Genomic DNA, 19456 nt, shown 5'->3' on the forward strand with positions numbered 1-19456 from the left:
AGCAGGGCCGCCGAGGTCACACCAAACTGACAGCGCCGTCAGTTAGCAGTCACCTTCCTGACCGTCAAACAGGTTTATAAAGGAAGTAACGACCTACCGACCACCAGCCCTGGTGCACCACTCGCATGCGAATCCAGCAAAAACCCGCCCTGATCGTCGCCCTCCTGATCGTCCTGGCAGCGCTGGGCCTGTGGTATGCCAACCAACCCGCCAAGACCAGACTCGCCGCCCCCACCGCCATCCCCGTACGCGTCGTCAGCGTCATCCAAAAAGACGTTCCCCGCTACGTCACCGGTATCGGCTCGGTCCTGTCCCTGCACAGCGTAGTGGTGCGCCCTCAAATCGACGGTATTCTCACCAAACTGCTGGTCAAGGAAGGCCAACTGGTGAACAAGGGCGACCTGCTGGCCACCATCGACGACCGCTCGATCCGCGCCAGCCTCGATCAGGCCAGGGCGCAACTGGGTGAGAGCCAGGCGCAACTGCAAGTGGCGCAGGTCAACCTCAAGCGCTACAAACTGCTGAGCGTCGACGACGGCGTCTCCAAACAGACCTACGACCAGCAACAGGCGCTGGTCAACCAGCTCAAGGCCACTGCCCAGGGCAACCAGGCCTCGATCGATGCGGCGCAAGTGCAACTGTCCTACACGCAGATTCGCTCCCCGGTCACCGGCCGCGTCGGGATTCGCACGGTGGACGAAGGCAACTTCCTGCGCATGGCCGACGCTCAAGGGCTGTTTACGGTGACCCAGATCGACCCGATCGCCGTGGAGTTCTCCCTGCCGCAACAAATGCTGCCGACCCTGCAAGGCTTGATCGGCGATCCGGAGCGCGCCCAGGTGAAGGCCTACATCGGTGCCGACACCGAGGGTGAAACCGGCAACCTGCTGGGTGAAGGCCATCTGACCCTGATCGACAACCAGATCAATGCCAACACTGGGACCATTCGCGCCAAGGCTGAATTCAGCAACCCCGCGCAGAAGCTCTGGCCGGGCCTGCTGGTGACGGTAAAGATTCAGACAGCGCTGGATAAAGATGCCCTGGTGGTTCCACCCACCGTCGTACAGCGTGGCCTTGACCAGCATTTCGTTTACCGGGTGAACGGCGACAAGGTCGAAACCGTTAACGTGCAGATGGTGTCCCAAGGCAGCGGCCAGGACATCATCAAAGGCGTCAAGCCGGGCGATCTGCTGGTCAGCGACGGTCAGTCGCGACTCAAGCCCGGCTCGACCGTGCAGGTCCTGACTGAGCCGCCGCAAGTGGTCCAATCGGAGTCGAAACCATGAAGGGCCACGGTTCGGTTTCGGCCTGGTGCATCGATCATCCCGTCGCGACCATCCTGCTGACGTTTGCTCTGATCCTGCTCGGCGTGATCGCCTTCCCTCGACTGCCCATCGCGCCACTGCCGGAAGCAGAGTTCCCGACCATCCAGGTGGCGGCGCAATTGCCGGGCGCCAGTCCGGAAACCATGGCGTCGTCGGTGGCCACGCCACTTGAAGTGCAATTCAGCGCCATCCCCGGCGTGACCCAGATGACCTCGAGCAGTGCCCTGGGCTCGACCAACCTGACCCTGCAATTCACCCTCGATAAAAGCATCGATACCGCCGCTCAAGAGGTCCAGGCCGCGATCAACACCGCCGCCGGCAAACTGCCCAAGGACATGCCGACCCTGCCGACCTGGCGCAAGGTCAACCCGGCCGACAGCCCGGTACTGATCCTCAGCGTCAATTCGACCCAGATGCCCGGCACTGAACTCAGCGACCTGGTGGAAACCCTGCTCTCGCGTCAGATCAGCCAGATCGACGGCGTAGGCCAAATCAACATCACCGGTCAGCAACGCCCGGCGATTCGCGTCCAGGCATCGGCCGACAAGCTCGCCGCCATCGGTCTGACGCTGGCGGACATTCGCCTGGCGATCCAGCAAACCAGCCTCAACCTGGCCAAAGGCGCCCTGTACGGCGAGTCGAGCATTTCGACACTGTCCACCAACGACCAGTTGTTTCACCCCGAGGAATACAGCCAGCTCATCGTTTCCTACAAGGACGGTGCCCCGGTTCACCTGAAGGATGTCGCCAACGTCGTCAACGGTTCGGAAGATGCTTACGTACAGGCCTGGGCCGGGGACAAACCCGGCGTGAACCTGGTGATTTCCCGGCAACCGGGCGCCAACATCGTCGAGACCGTGGATCGCATCCAGGCCGCATTGCCCGCCCTCGAAGCCATGTTGCCGGCGTCGGTGCAGGTCAAAGTGCTGGTCGACCGCACCCAGACCATTCGCGCCTCGTTGCATGAAGTGGAGGTCACCCTGCTGATCGCCATCCTGCTGGTGGTCGCCGTGATGGCGCTGTTCCTGCGCCAATGGTCGGCGACGATGATTGTGTCGGCGGTGCTCGGGGTTTCGCTGACGGCCAGTTTTGCCCTGATGTACGTCATGGGCTTCAGCCTGAACAACCTGACGCTGGTGGCCATCGTAGTGGCCGTGGGATTTGTGGTCGACGATGCGATCGTGGTGGTGGAGAACATTCACCGCCACCTGGAGGCTGGCGACGGCATGCGCGAAGCGGCGATCAAAGGCGCCGGCGAGATCGGTTTCACCGTGGTGTCGATCAGTTTCTCGCTGGTGGCGGCGTTCATTCCCCTGTTGTTCATGGGCGGCGTGGTCGGGCGACTGTTCAAGGAGTTCGCGTTGACCGCCACCTCGACCATCATGATTTCGGTGGTGGTGTCACTGACATTGGCCCCGACCCTGGCCGCGCTGTTCATGCGTGCCCCCGTGCATCATGCCCACAGCACACCGACCTTCGGTGATCGTTTGCTGGCCCTCTATGAAAAAGGCCTGCGCCGCGCCCTGGCGCATCAGAAATTGATGATCGGGGTGTTCGGCCTGTCCCTCGGACTGGCGATTGCCGGGTACATTTTTATACCCAAAGGTTTCTTCCCGGTGCAGGACACCGGCTTCGTCCTCGGCACCACCGAGGCGGCTGCGGATATCTCCTACAGCGACATGGTGAAAAAACACTTGGCGATGGCTGAAATCGTCGCGGCAGACCCAGCGGTCGCGGCCTTTTCCCACTCGGTCGGGGTGTCGGGCAGCAACCAGACCATCGCCAACGGCCGTTTCTGGATTTCCCTGAAAAAACGCAGTGATCGCGATGTTTCGGCCAGTCAGTTCATCGACCGGATTCGCCCGCAACTGATGAAAGTGCCGGGCATCGTGCTGTACCTGCGCGCCGGCCAGGACATCAACCTCAGTTCCGGCCCGAGCCGCGCCCAGTACCAATACGTGCTCAAGAGCAACGATGGCGCGGTCCTGAGCACCTGGACCCAGCGCCTGACGGAAAAACTGCGTGGCAACCCGGCATTCCGCGATGTGTCCAACGACCTGCAACTGGGCGGCAGCATCACCCATATCACGATCGACCGCAGCGCGGCGGCACGTTTCGGCCTGACCGCCAGCGATGTCGACGAGGCACTGTACGACGCCTTCGGCCAGCGCCAGATCAACGAATTCCAGACCCAGATCAACCAGTACAACGTAATCCTGGAACTGGACACCCAGCAACGTGGCAAGGCGGAAAGCCTCAACTACTTCTACCTGCGCTCCCCGCTGAGCGGCGAGATGGTGCCGTTGTCGGCCCTGGCGAAATTCGATGCGCCGACCATCGGCCCGCTGTCCATCGCCCATGACGGGATGTTCCCGGCGGCCAACCTGTCGTTCAACCTGGCGCCCGGAGTGGCGTTGGGCGATGCGGTGATCATGCTCAACCAGGCCAAGCTCGACATCGGCATGCCGGTGGCCATCAGCGGCAATTTCCAGGGCGCGGCCCAGGCATTCCAGAGTTCGCTGGCCAGCCAGCCGTGGCTGATCCTGGCGGCGCTGGTGGCGGTGTACATCATTCTCGGTGTGCTCTATGAAAGCTTCGTGCATCCGCTGACGATCATCTCGACCCTGCCATCGGCAGGTCTTGGCGCGGTGATCATGCTGTGGATTTGCGGCCAGGACTTTTCGATCATGGCGCTGATCGGCCTGGTGCTGCTGATCGGTATCGTGAAGAAGAATGGCATCCTGATGATCGACTTCGCCCTCGACGCGCAGCGCAAAGGTGGCTTGCCACCGGAAGAAGCGATCTTCCAGGCCTGCATCACGCGGTTCCGGCCGATCATCATGACCACCCTCGCGGCCCTGCTCGGCGCCTTGCCGCTGATGCTCGGCTACGGCACCGGCGCCGAACTGCGCCAACCCCTGGGGATCGCGGTGGTTGGCGGTTTGCTGGTGAGCCAGGCGCTGACGCTGTTCACCACGCCGGTCATATACTTATGGCTGGAGCGTTTATTTCATAGGCACTCTCTCTCACCAGCGCCTCCGCCCACACCGGCGCTGGCAACCACAGACTGAGGCGGGGTCATGCGCGTTCTGATTATCGAAGACGAGGAAAAAACCGCAGATTATCTGCACCGCGGCCTGACGGAACAGGGTTACACCGTGGACCTGGCGCGCGATGGCGTGGAAGGCCTGCACCTGGCGCTGGAAAGCGACTACGCGGTGATCGTCCTCGACGTGATGCTGCCGGGCCTCGATGGCTTCGGCGTACTGCGCGCCCTGCGTGCGCGCAAGCAAACCCCGGTGATCATGCTCACCGCCCGGGAGCGTGTCGAAGACCGGATCAAAGGCCTGCGCGACGGTGCCGATGATTACCTCGGCAAGCCGTTTTCCTTCCTTGAACTGGTGGCGCGCCTGCAAGCGCTCACCCGGCGCAGCGGTGGCCATGAACCGGTGCAAGTGAGCATCGCCGACCTGTGGATAGATTTGATCAGCCGCAAAGCCACCCGCGCCGGTACACGCCTGGACCTGACCGCCAAGGAGTTCTCGCTGCTCAGCGTGCTGGCCCGCCGGCAAGGGGAAATCCTCTCGAAAACGGCGATTGCCGAGATGGTCTGGGACATCAATTTCGACAGCGACGCCAACGTCGTCGAAGTCGCGATCAAACGCCTGCGGGCCAAGCTCGACGGGCCGTTCGAAGAGAAACTGCTGCACACCATTCGTGGCATGGGTTATGTGCTGGAGAGCCGGGGTGTCCAGTAATTCGATTGCCCTGCGCCTGAGCGGCATGTTCACGCTGGTGGCGCTATTGGTGTTCCTGCTGATCGGCTGGGCGCTGTACCAGCAGGTGGATAAAGGCTTGGGACTGTTGCCCGAGGCCGAACTGGATGCGCGCTACAGCGTGCTCGAATCCACCGTCGGCCGCTATGGCACGCCCGAGCACTGGGTAAAGATCAACAACAAGCTCAAGCTGCTCGGCGAAGAGGACAAACGCATCAGCTTCTGGATCACCAGTGGCGATCCGCACTACGAATACGGCAACCTCACTCCGCAAATCCGCGCTTTCGCCGAAGGGCCGCTGGGCATGCGCGACCTGCAACTGCCGGATCAGCCTTATCCACTGAAAGTGCTGGTCAGTGAGTTCCCGGCCAAGGACCAACGCCCGCCACTGCGCTTCATGATCGGCATCGACACCGAAACCTTTCTCCAGACCCAACACCACTTGCTGATCGCCTTGGTCAGCCTGGCGATTATCGGGGTGCTGCTGGCGTCGGCGCTGGGTTATTGGGTGGCGCGGATCGGTCTCAAACCCTTGATCAAGCTGTCCCAGGAGGCCCAGCGTCTGGCTCCGCCATTGCGCTCGGGGCGTCTGCAGATGTCGTCATTGCCACCGGAGTTGAATCAGTTCGTCAACTCGTTCAATTCCACGCTGGAACGGGTCGAGCAGGCCTACTCGCGCCTTGAGTCATTCAATGCCGACGTCGCCCACGAACTGCGCTCGCCCCTGACCAACCTGATCGGCCAGACCCAGGTCGCCCTGACCCGCGGACGTTCGGCCGAGCATTATTTCGAGGTGCTGCAATCGAATCTCGAAGAGCTGGAGCGACTGCGTTCGATCATCAACGACATGCTGTTCCTCGCCAGCGCCGACCAAGGCAGCAAGGCGACCAAATTGACCTCCACCTCATTGGCGGACGAAGTGGCGACGACCCTGGAATACCTGGATTTCATTCTCGAGGATGCCCAGGTTCAGGTGCAGGTCAGCGGCGATGCGCAGGTGCGAATCGAGATCGCGCATCTGCGCCGGGCGTTGATCAACCTGTTGAGCAACGCCGTGCAGCACACCGCGCCCGGGCAGGTCATTCAGGTAATGATCGAGGCCGAAGAGCATCTGGTCAGCATTGGCGTGGCCAACCCCGGCTCGCCCATCGCCAGCGAGCACTTGCCGCGTTTGTTCGAGCGCTTCTACCGCGTCGATGCTTCGCGCAGCAACAGCGGCAATAACCATGGGTTGGGGTTGGCGATCGTCAAGGCGATTGCCCTGATGCATGGCGGCGATGTGTTCGTGCGCAGCGACCATGGGATGAATACCTTCGGGATTCACCTGCCTGTCTGACCCTATCCCTGTGGCGAGCGAGCTTGCTCCGGGCGGCGTTCCGACAAGCTCCTTCGCCACAAAGTCCTGTTGCCTTCAGGAACACGAACTATTGCTTAATACGCAATAGTCCTTTCTTGAATCAGGTCTGTTTCTCGGCGCTCAAGATCCTTATCTTTGCCCGCACTAAATAGCACTTGCCAAGCAAGAAGGTTTTAAAGATGTCCAACAGTATGGGTATTGCCAGCGCTTTCGTTTTGTCCTCTTTGTTCGTGTCTCCGTTCGCCATGGCTGAAGAGTCGCACGCCTTCGTCGCACAGAATTCCGCACGCGCCGCAGCGTTTGAAGAGCATCAGGGCGAAATGACCGCGAAAGCCCAGAAAGCCAACCAGGCCCCTCAAGCAGCGAGTTCCAAGACCCAGCCTGAAGCCCGGAAAGACAGCTGATTGCTGCGCGCCACACCTCTTTCCCTCGACGCTTTTCATCGGCTCTTCCCTTTGAAAAGTTGTCTTCAAAGCCGCTGCTATCAGCGGCTTTTTTTCGTCGCGTTGTTTAAACGACACGCTCGATTTCTTCTGTAAGCGACGTCTCCCACCGCAAAAACACTAACGTTCAACCTGGACCAGGGCGCTTGGCTGCGCGTGCATTTCCCATTCGGTTTCAATCCGTCATTCATTACAGTCACTGCAACGATGGCGACTATTGCCTACAGGACGATGCGCCGGCCATCGAAGGTTCGAGTTTGAATTTCAATGTTCGTCATTGTCTTTTAAGCGTCAACGAGCAAAAGGCCAGCACGTTTTGCTGGCCTTTTTTTTGTCTGGGATTTATATAGTCGCTCTGAATGTCACCGGTTTCTGAGACTCTGCCTTACTCTCGAAAAACTTCAAAATGGCCCCTTAGCAGAAGTCAGAACCATGAGTGTGAGCAGTACGCCATCTCAATCACCGACCCGGTCAATACAGTCTGAGTGGTTTTTGGTGATCAGCAGTTTGTTGCTGGTAACGGCGATATTGAGCATTGTCGCCTTCTTGCTGATCCGTGAACGCGGCAATGCACAAGAATCCGCCACGCGTGCTGCCTCCAATATCGTGCAGTTGATCGATGCAGATGTACTGCGCAACGTCGAACTCTATGATCTGACATTGCAAGGCCTGATCGCTGCATCCCGCCGCGACGACCTCAAGGCGGTTTCTCCAACCATACGTCATTTGGCCTTGTTCGACCGCTCCACTGCCGTGCCCTACAAGGGCGACATTCTGTTGCTTGATGCGCAGGCAAATGTGATCGCGGACTCCGCATCAGTGCAGCCACGCAATGGCAATTATGCCGACCGCGAATACTTTCAATCCCACGTCAACAACCCGGACCTGGGGATGTTCATCAGCCGCCCCTTCCGCTCCCGACATGCCGGGCATGAGTGGCGCATCAGTTTCAGCCGCCGGCTCAGCGGCGAACAGGGCGAATTCCTCGGCGTCGCTGAAGCGGCAATGCGCCTGAGCTACTTCGACCAATTGTTCAGCAGCCTGAACATCGGGCGTAACAGTTCGGTGAATCTGATCAGCAAGGACGGGATTCTTCTGGCCCAGGAGCCACGTCTGATGGACGAACTGGTCGGCAAGGATTTCAGTAATCGCCCCAACTTCCAGCGCATTGTCAGAGAAGGCGATGGCAGTTTCACCGGCATCTCAAGCCTCACCCATGATGAACGCTTGTACACATTCTCCAAGGTTGGCGACTTGCCATTGATCGTCATCGTCGCGCAGTCCAGCAATGAGGTGTTTGCGTCATGGAGACGCACTGCAATCGTGGTCAGCCTGGCGACCCTTGCACTGTGCATCAGCCTGCTCTGGCTGACCTGGTTGCTCTGCCGGGAACTGCGTCTGCGCCGACAGGCCGAGAAAGAACTGGCGCAACTGGCCACCACCGATGGCCTGACCGGCGTGGCCAATCGGCGGATGCTCGATCAAACCCTGCGCCACGAGTGGTTCCGCGCCCAACGTTCGGGCGAACCGTTGTCGGTGATGATGATCGACGCGGATCACTTCAAGGCATTCAATGATCGGCATGGGCATCAGGCCGGGGATCAGGCATTGCGCGAGCTGGCCAAGGTCGTCGTTTCGAACGTGCGGCGCCCGGCGGATCTGGTGGCGCGTTATGGTGGCGAAGAGTTCTCGGTGATCCTCGCCGACACTAACGTTGCCGGTGCGCGGCAGATTGCCGAGCATATTCGTGCGGCGGTAGAGCAGATGCCCAAGGTCGAGGGCGCAGAGGTGACGATGACCGTGAGCATCGGCATCAGCACCTGGACGGCTGCGAGCGAGATGACGCTGGAGCAGCTGTTGTTTGCGGCGGACAAAGCGTTGTATCAGGCCAAGGAAGGTGGGCGCAACCGGGTGGTGGCGACTGACTGATGGTGGCTTTGCTCTTCCAGGCCATGCAAAACCTGTGGGCATAAAAAAAGGCCACCCAAAGGTGGCCTTCAAAAAACTAGAGAGATTTTTTACTTACACGGCCGCAACAGGACGCATGTAAGAGATCGGTGCAGTGCTGGCGTCTTCGAAAGTCACGACTTCCCAAGCATCTGTCTGCTCAATCAACTTGCGCAGAAGCTGGTTGTTCAATGCATGCCCGGACTTGAAGCCCTTGAACTCACCAATCAGGCTATTGCCCAACAGGTAGAGGTCACCAATTGCATCGAGGATCTTGTGCTTCACGAATTCGTCTTCATAGCGAAGGCCGTCTTCGTTCAGTACACCATCCGCGTCGACCACAATAGCGTTTTCAACGCTGCCGCCGAGTGCGAGGTTGTGCTTGCGCAGGTACTCGATGTCACTCATGAAACCAAAGGTACGGGCGCGGCTGACTTCTTTTACGAACGAAGTGCTGGAAAAATCCACGCTTGCACTTTGTGTGCGGTCACGGAAAACCGGGTGATCAAAATCGATCTCGAAGCTCACCTTGAAGCCTTCGAAAGGGACGAAAGTGGCGCGCTTGTCGCCGTCTTCCACTGTCACTTCCCGCAGGATACGGATGAACTTCTTGGCGGCGTCCTGTTCTTCCAGGCCAGCCGACTGAATCAGAAATACGAAGGGTCCAGCGCTACCATCCATGATCGGGACTTCGGACGCGGAGAGCTCGACGTAGGCGTTATCGATGCCCAGGCCAGCCATGGCCGAGAGCAAGTGCTCCACCGTATCCACTTTGGTGTCACCGTTGACCAAGGTGGTCGACATCGTGGTTTCACCAACGTTTTCCGCGCGGGCAGGGATCTGCACCGCAGGGTCCAGGTCGGCACGAACAAACACGATGCCGGTGTCGACAGGCGCAGGCTTGAGGGTCAGATAGACCTTCTCCCCGGAGTGCAGACCTACACCTGTGGCACGGATAATATTTTTCAGTGTGCGTTGTTTAATCATGGCTTGGGCCGCTTCAGCGCAAATTGCGAACTGGTATCAACAAAGGCTGGCGATGATAGCAGACCGCGCCTTTGCTGAACACCAATCACCTTCATAGCCCTGATACATTTCATCAATCGGCCTGACGACGCAGGAATGCCGGGATATCCAGGTAGTCCAGATCATCTTGCGGATTCATCTTCGCGGCAGTCGCAGCACCGGCCTGAGCCTGGTTGCGCATGACGGTCGGACGGTCCAGGTCACGGTAGTTCACCGCTGGAGCTTCCTGACGAGCAGGAGCTTGCTGTTGTGGCTGCGAAGCCATCGAGGTGTGAACGGTATTGTCGATAACCTTCACAGGCTTCTCGATTTTTGCGCCCAGACCAGTGGCAACCACAGTCACGTGCAACTCGTCGCGCATGTCCGGATCGATAACGGTACCGACCTTGACCATTGCGTGCTCGGAAGCGAAGGCTTCGATGATGCTACCCACGTCGGAGTACTCACCCAGGGACAGGTCAGGACCGGCGGTGATGTTCACCAGGATGCCGCGTGCACCTTGCAGGTTCACGTCTTCGAGCAACGGGTTGCGAATGGCGGCTTCAGTCGCCTCACGCGCACGGTTCGGACCGCTGGCGCAGCCAGTGCCCATCATCGCCATGCCCATTTCGCTCATTACGGTACGTACGTCGGCGAAGTCGACGTTGATCATGCCCGGACGCTTGATGATGTCGGAGATACCGCGAACGGCACCGGCCAGTACATCGTCAGCCTTGGCGAAAGCCGACAGCAGGCTGGCGTCTTTACCGAGGATGGTCAGCAGCTTCTCGTTGGGAATGGTGATCAACGAGTCGACGCTTTCGGAAAGCAGACGGATGCCTTCATCGGCGATCTGCATGCGCTTGCGACCTTCGAACGGGAACGGACGGGTCACCACCGCAACGGTGAGGATCCCCATTTCCTTGGCCACTTCAGCAATGATCGGCGCAGCACCGGTACCGGTACCGCCGCCCATGCCAGTGGTGATGAACACCATGTTGGTGCCCTGCAGGACTTCGGCAATGCGCTCACGATCTTCGAGAGCGGCCTGACGACCTACTTCTGGGTTGGCGCCAGCGCCCAGACCCTTGGTCACGCCGGTACCCAGTTGAAGGATGGTCCGCGCGCCAATGCTTTTCAGCGCCTGGGCATCAGTGTTGGCGCAGATGAACTCAACGCCTTCAATGTTGCTCTTGACCATGTGATTCACGGCGTTGCCGCCGCCACCGCCAACACCGATAACTTTAATAACCGGGCTTGCGGGGATGTTGTCTACGAGTTCGAACATTTTCCCTCTCCTTTACGTTCTCTAGTTTTTTCGCCTACTGCTTTTGCTGCCTGCCGCTTTACCACTTTGCTCTGCTCTTGCCGCTTGAAGCTTGTGGCTTGAAGCTGCTTTTAGAAATTGCCCTGGACCCAGCTCTTGATGCGATCGAGCAAGGCGCCTTTCGGTTCTTCGTTGCTGTAGCTGTCGCGACTGCCAATGCCCGAGAACGAAATGCCGTCGGATTGCTTCTGCAGGCCGTACATCAACAGGCCAACGCCGGTGGAATAGATCGGGTTGCGAACCACGTCATCCAGGCCTTTCACGCCATGGGGCACGCCCAGGCGCACCGGCATGTGGAAGATTTCCTCGGCCAGTTCGGTGGCGCCTTCCATTTTCGACGTACCACCGGTCAGCACGATGCCGGCCGGGATAAGGTCTTCGTAGCCACTGCGACGCAGTTCGGCCTGGATCAGCGTGAACAGTTCGTCGTAACGCGGCTCGACCACTTCGGCTAGGGCCTGACGGGACAGCTCGCGAGGTGGACGGTCGCCAACGCTTGGCACCTTGATGGTTTCACCGGCGCCAGCCAGTTTGGCCAGGGCGCAGGCGTAGCGGATCTTGATTTCTTCGGCGTACTGGGTCGGAGTGCGCAACGCCATGGCGATGTCGTTGGTCACCTGATCGCCCGCAATCGGGATCACGGCGGTATGGCGGATCGCGCCTTCGGTAAAAATGGCGATGTCGGTGGTGCCGCCGCCGATGTCGACCAGGCACACGCCCAGTTCTTTCTCGTCGTCGGTCAGTACCGAATAGGCGGAAGCCAGTTGCTCGAGAATGATGTCGTCGATTTCCAGACCGCAGCGGCGCACGCACTTTTCAATGTTCTGTGCGGCGTTGACGGCGCAGGTGACCACATGAACCTTGGCTTCCAGACGCACGCCGGACATGCCCAACGGCTCGCGGACGCCTTCCTGGTTGTCGATCACGTAATCCTGCGGCAGGGTGTGCAGCACACGCTGGTCAGCCGGGATCGCCACGGCCTGGGCAGCGTCGAGTACGCGCTCGAGGTCGGCGGAGCTGACTTCGCGATCACGAATCGCCACGATGCCGTGGGAGTTCAGGCTGCGGATATGATTGCCCGCCACACCGACGAAGGCCGAATGAATGCGGCAGCCCGCCATCAGCTGTGCTTCTTCGATCGCGCGCTGGATCGACTGCACGGTGGACTCGATGTTCACCACCACGCCTTTCTTCAGGCCACGGGACGGATGGGTACCGATCCCGACGATTTCCAGCGTGCCGTCGTCCGCAACCTCGCCTACCAGCGCCACCACCTTGGAGGTGCCGATATCGAGACCGACGATCATTTTGCCGCTTTGCACGTTTGCCATGGGTCCTGCCTCTTCTTAATTCTTCGCGACAGCGGGTTGGGCTGTCGTGGGCGCTACAGGTTCCCGCCAGCCAACAGCGAGGCCGTTGGCATAGCGCAGATCGATGCGCGCAATGTTCGTAATCTGTTCTTTGAGCGTCTTGTCATAGATGGCAATGAAGCGGCGCATCTTTTCCACCAGGTTGCCGCGTCCCAGCAACAGTTCGATACCGGGGCCCGAACTGCCGGGGCCGGTGGTCAGGAACCAGCTGCCACGTTCACGCAGCTCCAGGCGTGCAATCGAAAAACCCAGCGGCCTGAGCATCTGGCTCAACACCTGGTATTGCTGCATCACTTGCTGTTGAGCCCGTTGTGGACCAAACAGCTGAGGCAAGTGTTCGTAGTTCGCCAACTCGCGCGGAGTGAACGCCTGACCCTGGTTGTTCAACAGCGATTCGTCGCCCCAGCGGGCCACCGGCAGTTGCTCTTCCAGGCGGATCACCACTTGATCCGGCCACACCCGACGCACTTCGGCGTGGGCAATCCATGGCATTTGTTCCAGCTCGGTGCGCATGCTCGCCAGGTCGATGGTGAAGAAGCTCGACGCCACGTACGGGGCGATCCGCTGCTGCACGGCTTGCTGGCTGATGTAGCTCAAGTCGCCCTGCACGTTGATCTTGGTGATCGGCCGGTCGGCGTACGGCAACAAACGCTGCGCGCCTTCGTAAGTCCCGAAACCCAATGCGACCAGCAGCACCGGCCAGAACAAGGCTTTGAGAAAACCAAAATTGGCTTTCGGCAGGCGCGCGGACATCGGCTCTTTGGCCACCATTCGGCTGGCACCCCGCGGCACCGGCTTGCGGCCGGGAGCGGGTGGCTGATGTCTTAGCTGTGCGCCTTGCATGGTCTTAACCTCGCGTCGACTCTTGGTTGCCAGCCGTGTTGCCGGCAACGCTCGCAGCCAGGATGGCCAGAACCAGTTGCTGGAAATCCAGACCGGCGGCACGGGCCGCCATCGGAACCAGACTGTGATCGGTCATGCCCGGTGCAGTGTTGACCTCCAGGAACCAGAACTGCCCTTCGGCGTCCTGCATCACGTCCGCCCTGCCCCAACCGGCGATACCCAGGGCCTCACAGGCTTTCGCCGTGAGGTCCATGAGTTCCTTTTCCTTGGCGCTGTCCAGACCGCACGGAATGCGGTACTGGGTATCGTTGGCGATGTACTTGGCGTCGTAGTCGTAGAAACTGTGCGTCGTGCCCAGGGCAATCGGTGGCAACACCTGGTCACGCAGGGTGGCGATGGTGAACTCGGGACCTTGAATCCATTGCTCGACCAACACTTGCGAATCGTAGGTACTGGCCGCTTTCCAGGCGTCGATCAACTCGGACGTGGAAGTCACTTTGGCCATCCCGATACTTGAACCTTCATGGGCCGGTTTGACGATCAAAGGGAAGCCCAGTTCCGTCGCCGCCGAAATACAATCGGCCTCGCTGCTCAGTACCGCGTGACGTGGCGTCGGAATGCCCAGGCTGTGCCAGACCTGCTTGGTGCGCAGCTTGTCCATGGCCAGTGCCGAAGCAAGGATGCCACTGCCGGTGTACGGAATGCCCAGGCATTCGAGCAGGCCTTGCATGCTGCCGTCTTCACCGCCACGACCGTGGAGGATGATGAAGGCGCGATCGATTTTTTCGCTCATCAGTCGCTGCAGAAGGTCATCGCCCACGTCGAGACCGAACGCGTCCACACCCGCACTTTGCAGCGCATCGAGAACGGCGTTGCCCGACTTCAGGGACACTTCGCGCTCGGCACTCTTGCCACCGAACAGCACGGCGACCCGGCCGAAATCTTTCGGCTCGACGGTGGAGACGAGGTTGGCGTAAGCAGCAGTCATTTCAACTTCCCCTCGACCGACGCCGCGACGGCGCCAGCGAACAACTCACTCTTCAACAGTTTTGGTGCAAGGCCACCGATGTCACCGGCACCCTGGCACAACAGAATGTCGCCGGCGCGCAGCAGCGGCTTGACGATTGGCGCGAGGTCCACGCCGCGATCGATGTAGATCGGGTCGAGCTGGCCGCGCTGGCGGATGCTGTTGCACAGCTTGCGGCTGTCGGCACCCGGGATTGGCTCTTCGCCCGCCGGATAGACTTCCATCAGCAGCAGCACATTGGCGTCGGCCAGTACATTGACGAAATCGTCGTACAGGTCGCGTGTGCGGCTGTAGCGGTGCGGCTGGTAAACCATCACCAGACGACGCTCCGGCCAGCCACCGCGTACCGCCTTGATGACCGCCGCGACTTCGGTCGGGTGGTGACCGTAGTCGTCCACCAGCATCACGTTGCCGCCCTCTACCGGCAGTTCGCCGTAGACCTGGAAGCGCCGGCCAACGCCCTGGAACCCGGACAGCCCCTGGACGATGGCTTCATCGCTGACACCTTCGTCGGTGGCGATGCAGATGGTGGCCAGCGCGTTCAGCACGTTGTGGTTGCCCGGCATGTTGACCGAGACATCCAGCGGCTCGCGATCGGGGCGCAGCACGGTGAAGAAAGTCTGCATGCCTTGCTGGCGCACGTTGATAGCGCGTACATCGCAGTCATCGCCGAAGCCGTAGGTGACGGTAGGACGTTTGACCAGCGGCAGGATTTCACGCACCACCGGATCGTCCAGGCACACCACCGCCAAACCGTAGAACGGCAGGTTGTGAAGGAACTCGACGAAGGTTTTCTTCAGTTTGTTGAAGTCACCGTCGTAGGTCGCCATGTGGTCGGCGTCGATGTTGGTGACCACGGCCACCAGCGGCTGCAAGTGCAGGAAACTCGCGTCGCTCTCGTCGGCTTCGGCGATCAGGTAACGGCTGGTGCCGAGCTGGGCATTGGTGCCCGCGGCATTCAGACGGCCACCGATCACGAACGTCGGGTCCAGGCCACCGGCCGCGAACACCGAAGCGATCAGGCTGGTGGTGGTGGTTTTGCCGTGAGTACCGGCGACGGCGATGCCGTGGCGATAGCGCATCAGTTCAGCCAGCATTTCTGCACGAGGCACCACTGGAATGCGGCGCTCCAGCGCGGTGGCGACTTCCGGGTTGGACGTGTTCACGGCACTCGACACCACCAGCACATCGGCGGTGGCCGCGTTTTCGGCGCGATGGCCGATGAAAATATGCGCGCCAAACGATTCCAGACGCTCAGTGACTGGCGATGCCTTCAGGTCGGAACCGGACACTTCATAGCCCAGGTTCAACAACACTTCGGCGATCCCGCACATGCCCACGCCGCCGATCCCGACGAAGTGGATGCGACGGATGCGGCGCATTTCCGGTTGTGGCATGGCTTTCTGATTCTCAACCATGGGCCACCTCCAGACAGGTATCGACCACGTTACGGGTGGCATCGGGTTTGGCCAGGCGGCGGGCCGCAGTAGCCATATCGTTGAGTCGTTGTGGTTGCATCAGGACCTCTGTCAGGCGCGCGGCAAGATCCGCTGCGCCAGTCGTTCTTTGCGGCATCAGGAAGGCTGCACCTTCACGGGCCAAATAATCGGCGTTGCGGGTCTGGTGATCGTCGATCGCGTGGGGCAAAGGCACCAGCATCGAGGGCAGACCGGCGGCGGCCAGTTCACTGATGGTCAGCGCACCTGCGCGGCACACCACCAGGTCGGCCCAGCCATAGGCTTGGGCCATGTCTTTGATAAAGGGCTGCACTTGCGCCTCGACGCCAGCCGCGCGATAGCGCTCTGCAGTCACTTCATCGTGGTTTTTGCCAGCCTGATGGAACACTTCCGGTCGCAAGTCGATGGCGACTTGCGACAGGGCTTCAGGCAGCAACTTGTTCAACGGTTCTGCGCCCAGGCTTCCGCCCAGGATCAGCAAACGCGCCTTGCGACCGGCCAGGGCTGGTCGCGGTGTTTCGAGGAACAGCTCGGGGCGCACCGGGTTACCGGTGGTCCGACGGCTGCCCGACAGGGTAAAGGTGTCGGGGAAGGCTTCACAGACCCGGGCGGCCAACGGCACCAGCAACCGATTGGCGGTACCTGCCACGGCGTTCTGCTCGTGAACGATCACCGGAACACCGGCCAACTTGGCGGCAACGCCCCCGGGACCGGTCACAAAGCCGCCAAAACCGACGACACAGACCGGCCGCAACCGGCGAATGATCGCTCGTGCCTGCCAGACCGACTTGAGCAACATGAACGGCGCCTTGAGCAGCGACAACTTGCCCTTGCCGCGCAGGCCGCTGGCATTGATCCGATGCAGCTCGATGCCGGCCGCCGGGACCAGATCGTTTTCAATGCCACGCGGCGTACCGAGCCAGTGCACGGTGTAACCGCGAGACTGAAACTCACGCGCACAGGCCAGCGCCGGGAACACGTGGCCACCGGTGCCGCCGGCCATGATCAAGACGTTAGCGCCCATGGTTCGGCTCCTCGGCGAAGTCGCTCTCATGGAACTCCATCTCCTCGCTGCCCAGGTGGGTTCGACTCTCCCACTCGATGCGCAGCAACAAGCCGAGACAGGCACAGCAGATCACCAACGAACTGCCGCCATAACTGAGGAACGGCAGCGTCAGGCCTTTGGTCGGCAGCAGACCGACGTTCACGCCGATATTGATCAGGAACTGACCGATCCACAGGAACGACAAACCGTAGGCGACATAGGCCGCGAAGAACTGCTTGGCCTTCTCGGCCCACAAGCCGATGTACATACCGCGAATACAGACGAACACGAACAGCGCCACCGTGCACAACGAACCCACGGCACCCAGCTCTTCGGCCAGGACCGAAAACACGAAGTCGGTGTGGGCCTCCGGCAGGTAGAACTGTTTCTGTACGCTATTGCCCAGGCCAACACCCAGCCATTCGCCGCGACCGAAGGCGATCAATGCCTGGGACAACTGATAACCGGCACCGAACTGGTCGGCCCACGGGTCGGCAAAGTTGGTCAGTCGCGCCATTCGATAAGGCTGCATCTGGATCAGCAACACCACCGCGCCGACGGCCAGCACGACCATCAGGGAGAAACGGAACAGCCCCACTCCGCCGAGGAACAGCATCGCCGCAGCAGCCCCCATCATCACGACAGTGGCCCCGAAGTCCGGCTCCATCAGCAACAGGCCGGCCATCGGCAACAGAACGATGAATGGCTTGAAGAAGCCCATCCAGCTTTCACGCACTTCTTTCTGGCGACGCACCAGATAACCGGCGAGGTAGATCACCACGAACACCTTGGCGATCTCGGAAGGCTGAACGTTGAAGAAGCTGAAGCCGATCCAGCGCATCGAACCGTTCACTTCACGGCCGATGCCCGGAATGATCACCATCACCAGCAAACCGAATGCGCCGATCAGCATGAGCCAGCCCAGGCGTTGCCAGGTCGCGATCGGGATCATCATGGTGACGATGCAGGCGCCAAGGCCGAGTACGACGTAGATAAGGTGGCGAATCATGTAATACAGAGCGCTGCCCGACTGCACCGCCGCCACTTCGGTCGATGCCGAGGCAATCATGATCAACCCGAGACCGAGCAATGTCAGGCAGCCGGCGAGCATCGGAAAATCGAGGTCGATTCCGCGTCCGGTGATGATCGGCGACGGGTACGGCTTGATGATGTTTCTCAGGCTCATGCCAGTTCCTCCACAGCGCGGACGAACTGGTGACCACGGTCTTCGTAGTTCTTGAACATGTCGAAACTGGCGCAGGCCGGAGACAGCAACACTGCGTCGCCCGGTTCGGCGACAGCACGGCAATGCTCGACCGCTTCGATCAGCGAACCGACACGAATCAGCGGCACGGCATCGCCGATGGCCTCACCGATCTTGTCGGAATCGCGACCCATCAGGATCACGGCGCGGCAGTTGGCCGCCACGGGATCACGCAGGTCCTTGAACTCGGCACCCTTGCCATCGCCACCGGCGATCAGCACGAGTTTACCGTCGATGTCCGCGCCCAGACCTTCAATCGCGGCCAGTGCAGCGCCGACGTTGGTGGCTTTGGAATCGTTGTAATAACTTACGCCATCGAGATCGCGGACCCATTGGCAGCGGTGCTCGAGGCCAGCGAAAGTACGCAGGCTCGACAGCATGGCATCGAAGGGCAGACCGACGGCGTGTCCCAGCGCCAAGGCCGCCAAGGCGTTGGACTGGTTATGGGCGCCCCGAATCTTGAGCTCGCGCACCGGCATCAGGTTCTGGAATTCGAAGGCCAGGTACTTCTCGCCGTTTTCCTCGCGGATACCAAAGCCCTTGAAATCGGGCTTGCTCAAACCGAAGGTCCAGCACGGCTGCCCCTCGCCCATCAGGGGACGGCTCAAGGCATCCTGACGGTTGACCACGAACTGTCTGGCACCACGGAAAATCCGGTGCTTGGCCAGGTGATAAGCCGGCAGACCGCTGTAGCGGTCCATATGGTCTTCGCTGATGTTGAGTACGGTCGCCACTTCAGCATCGAGTTGATCGGTGGTTTCGAGCTGGAAGCTCGACAGTTCCATCACGTACAGCTCGATGTCATCGCTGAGCAGGTCCAGCGCCGGTGTGCCCAGGTTGCCGCCAACGGCGACACGCTTGCCGGCCGCTGCCGCCATCTCGCCGACCAGGGTGGTCACGGTGCTTTTCGCGTTGGAACCGCTGATGGCTACGATCGGTGCCTTCGCGTTACGCGCGAACAGCTCGATGTCGCCGGACAATTTTACGCCACGGGCGGCGGCGGCCTGCAGGGCCGGGGTCGCCAGCGCCAGGCCGGGGCTCACGTAAAGCTCGTCGGCACGGCACAGGAATTCCACGTCCAGCTCGCCACAACGCACTTCCACGTGCGGATAGTCACGCTTGAGCGTGGCCAATTCCGGTGGATTTTCCCGCGTATCGGCCACGGCAAAGGCCACGCCCCGGTTCGCCAGGAAGCGAACCAGGGACATGCCGCTCTTGCCGAGGCCGACAACGATGCGGAAGTGGTCAGAAGCGATCAGAGACACTCGTT

Annotated in this window: 15 protein-coding genes; 6 read left to right on the top strand and 9 right to left on the bottom strand. The window is 60.5% G+C overall.

Annotated elements, in window-relative coordinates; translation table 11 throughout:
* Positions 1-125 precede the first annotated feature (125 nt).
* The 6 genes from GQ39_RS19935 (at position 126) to GQ39_RS19960 (ending at position 8830) form a co-directional block, all read left to right on the top strand.
* Positions 126-1286 (top strand): efflux RND transporter periplasmic adaptor subunit, encoded by a 1161-nt coding sequence (locus tag GQ39_RS19935; protein WP_047532923.1) that lies wholly within the window; start codon positions 126-128, stop codon positions 1284-1286.
* Entirely contained in the window at positions 1283-4396 is a 3114-nt protein-coding gene (locus GQ39_RS19940) for a multidrug efflux RND transporter permease subunit (protein WP_047532926.1), read from the top strand. The genes GQ39_RS19935 and GQ39_RS19940 overlap by 4 nt, the downstream gene beginning before the upstream one ends.
* Before the next feature lie 9 nt (positions 4397-4405).
* Positions 4406-5083: a heavy metal response regulator transcription factor gene (locus GQ39_RS19945; protein ID WP_033056445.1), complete on the top strand. Its 678-nt coding sequence runs from the start codon at positions 4406-4408 to the stop codon at positions 5081-5083.
* Positions 5073-6437: a heavy metal sensor histidine kinase gene (locus tag GQ39_RS19950; protein WP_047532930.1), complete on the top strand. Its 1365-nt coding sequence runs from the start codon at positions 5073-5075 to the stop codon at positions 6435-6437. Before GQ39_RS19945 ends, GQ39_RS19950 begins: the two co-directional genes overlap by 11 nt.
* A 200-nt stretch (positions 6438-6637) precedes the next feature.
* Positions 6638-6862, top strand: coding sequence for a hypothetical protein (locus GQ39_RS19955; RefSeq protein WP_047532933.1), 225 nt, complete (start codon positions 6638-6640; stop codon positions 6860-6862).
* Between the two features lie 471 nt (positions 6863-7333).
* Positions 7334-8830, top strand: a complete 1497-nt coding sequence (locus GQ39_RS19960) for a sensor domain-containing diguanylate cyclase (RefSeq protein ID WP_047532936.1) — start codon at positions 7334-7336, stop codon at positions 8828-8830.
* A 93-nt stretch (positions 8831-8923) separates the two neighbouring features.
* On the opposite strand, the gene lpxC is transcribed toward GQ39_RS19960, so the two are convergent.
* The 9 genes from lpxC to murD all read right to left on the bottom strand — a co-directional run bounded on the left by lpxC (position 8924) and on the right by murD (position 19451).
* Positions 8924-9835, bottom strand: a complete 912-nt coding sequence (lpxC, locus tag GQ39_RS19965; RefSeq protein WP_034149517.1) for a UDP-3-O-acyl-N-acetylglucosamine deacetylase — start codon at positions 9833-9835, stop codon at positions 8924-8926.
* A gap of 112 nt (positions 9836-9947) precedes the next feature.
* The gene (gene ftsZ / locus GQ39_RS19970) at positions 9948-11141 is read right to left on the bottom strand and encodes a cell division protein FtsZ (protein WP_047532942.1); all 1194 of its coding nucleotides are present in this window, start codon (positions 11139-11141) and stop codon (positions 9948-9950) included.
* Positions 11142-11251: 110 nt separating this feature from the next.
* Positions 11252-12511, bottom strand: a complete 1260-nt coding sequence (gene ftsA / locus GQ39_RS19975; protein WP_047532946.1) for a cell division protein FtsA — start codon at positions 12509-12511, stop codon at positions 11252-11254.
* A 15-nt stretch (positions 12512-12526) separates the two neighbouring features.
* Complete coding sequence (locus GQ39_RS19980; RefSeq protein ID WP_047532949.1) at positions 12527-13393, bottom strand: cell division protein FtsQ/DivIB; 867 nt, start codon at positions 13391-13393, stop codon at positions 12527-12529.
* A 4-nt stretch (positions 13394-13397) separates the two neighbouring features.
* Entirely contained in the window at positions 13398-14381 is a 984-nt protein-coding gene (locus tag GQ39_RS19985; RefSeq protein WP_047532952.1) for a D-alanine--D-alanine ligase, read from the bottom strand.
* Positions 14378-15838: a UDP-N-acetylmuramate--L-alanine ligase gene (gene murC, locus GQ39_RS19990; RefSeq protein WP_047532955.1), complete on the bottom strand. Its 1461-nt coding sequence runs from the start codon at positions 15836-15838 to the stop codon at positions 14378-14380. The genes GQ39_RS19985 and murC overlap by 4 nt, the downstream gene beginning before the upstream one ends.
* Positions 15831-16901, bottom strand: a complete 1071-nt coding sequence (gene murG / locus GQ39_RS19995) for an undecaprenyldiphospho-muramoylpentapeptide beta-N-acetylglucosaminyltransferase (protein WP_047532958.1) — start codon at positions 16899-16901, stop codon at positions 15831-15833. The genes murC and murG overlap by 8 nt, the downstream gene beginning before the upstream one ends.
* The gene (ftsW, locus tag GQ39_RS20000; RefSeq protein WP_047532961.1) at positions 16891-18108 is read right to left on the bottom strand and encodes a putative lipid II flippase FtsW; all 1218 of its coding nucleotides are present in this window, start codon (positions 18106-18108) and stop codon (positions 16891-16893) included. Before ftsW ends, murG begins: the two co-directional genes overlap by 11 nt.
* Positions 18105-19451 carry a UDP-N-acetylmuramoyl-L-alanine--D-glutamate ligase gene (gene murD / locus GQ39_RS20005; RefSeq protein WP_047532964.1) on the bottom strand — a complete coding sequence of 449 codons (1347 nt, stop codon included), beginning with the start codon at positions 19449-19451 and terminating at the stop codon, positions 18105-18107. Before murD ends, ftsW begins: the two co-directional genes overlap by 4 nt.
* Between the last annotated feature and the right edge of the window lie 5 nt (positions 19452-19456).

This window comes from Pseudomonas sp. 11/12A, from assembly GCF_000800055.1.
Lineage (GTDB): Bacteria > Pseudomonadota > Gammaproteobacteria > Pseudomonadales > Pseudomonadaceae > Aquipseudomonas > Aquipseudomonas mohnii.

What these genes read in the sequence shown, in the direction of transcription:
- GQ39_RS19935 (WP_047532923.1), top strand. Translation starts at nt 126, where the DNA reads ATGCGAATCCAGCAAAAACCCGCCCTGATCGTCGCCCTCCTGATCGTC.
- GQ39_RS19940 (WP_047532926.1), top strand. Translation starts at nt 1,283, where the DNA reads ATGAAGGGCCACGGTTCGGTTTCGGCCTGGTGCATCGATCATCCCGTC.
- GQ39_RS19945 (WP_033056445.1), top strand. Translation starts at nt 4,406, where the DNA reads ATGCGCGTTCTGATTATCGAAGACGAGGAAAAAACCGCAGATTATCTG.
- GQ39_RS19955 (WP_047532933.1), top strand. Translation starts at nt 6,638, where the DNA reads ATGTCCAACAGTATGGGTATTGCCAGCGCTTTCGTTTTGTCCTCTTTG.
- GQ39_RS19960 (WP_047532936.1), top strand. Translation starts at nt 7,334, where the DNA reads ATGAGTGTGAGCAGTACGCCATCTCAATCACCGACCCGGTCAATACAG.
- lpxC (WP_034149517.1), bottom strand. Translation starts at nt 9,835, where the DNA reads ATGATTAAACAACGCACACTGAAAAATATTATCCGTGCCACAGGTGTA.
- ftsZ (WP_047532942.1), bottom strand. Translation starts at nt 11,141, where the DNA reads ATGTTCGAACTCGTAGACAACATCCCCGCAAGCCCGGTTATTAAAGTT.
- ftsA (WP_047532946.1), bottom strand. Translation starts at nt 12,511, where the DNA reads ATGGCAAACGTGCAAAGCGGCAAAATGATCGTCGGTCTCGATATCGGC.
- GQ39_RS19980 (WP_047532949.1), bottom strand. Translation starts at nt 13,393, where the DNA reads ATGCAAGGCGCACAGCTAAGACATCAGCCACCCGCTCCCGGCCGCAAG.
- GQ39_RS19985 (WP_047532952.1), bottom strand. Translation starts at nt 14,381, where the DNA reads ATGACTGCTGCTTACGCCAACCTCGTCTCCACCGTCGAGCCGAAAGAT.
- murC (WP_047532955.1), bottom strand. Translation starts at nt 15,838, where the DNA reads ATGGTTGAGAATCAGAAAGCCATGCCACAACCGGAAATGCGCCGCATC.
- murG (WP_047532958.1), bottom strand. Translation starts at nt 16,901, where the DNA reads ATGGGCGCTAACGTCTTGATCATGGCCGGCGGCACCGGTGGCCACGTG.
- ftsW (WP_047532961.1), bottom strand. Translation starts at nt 18,108, where the DNA reads ATGAGCCTGAGAAACATCATCAAGCCGTACCCGTCGCCGATCATCACC.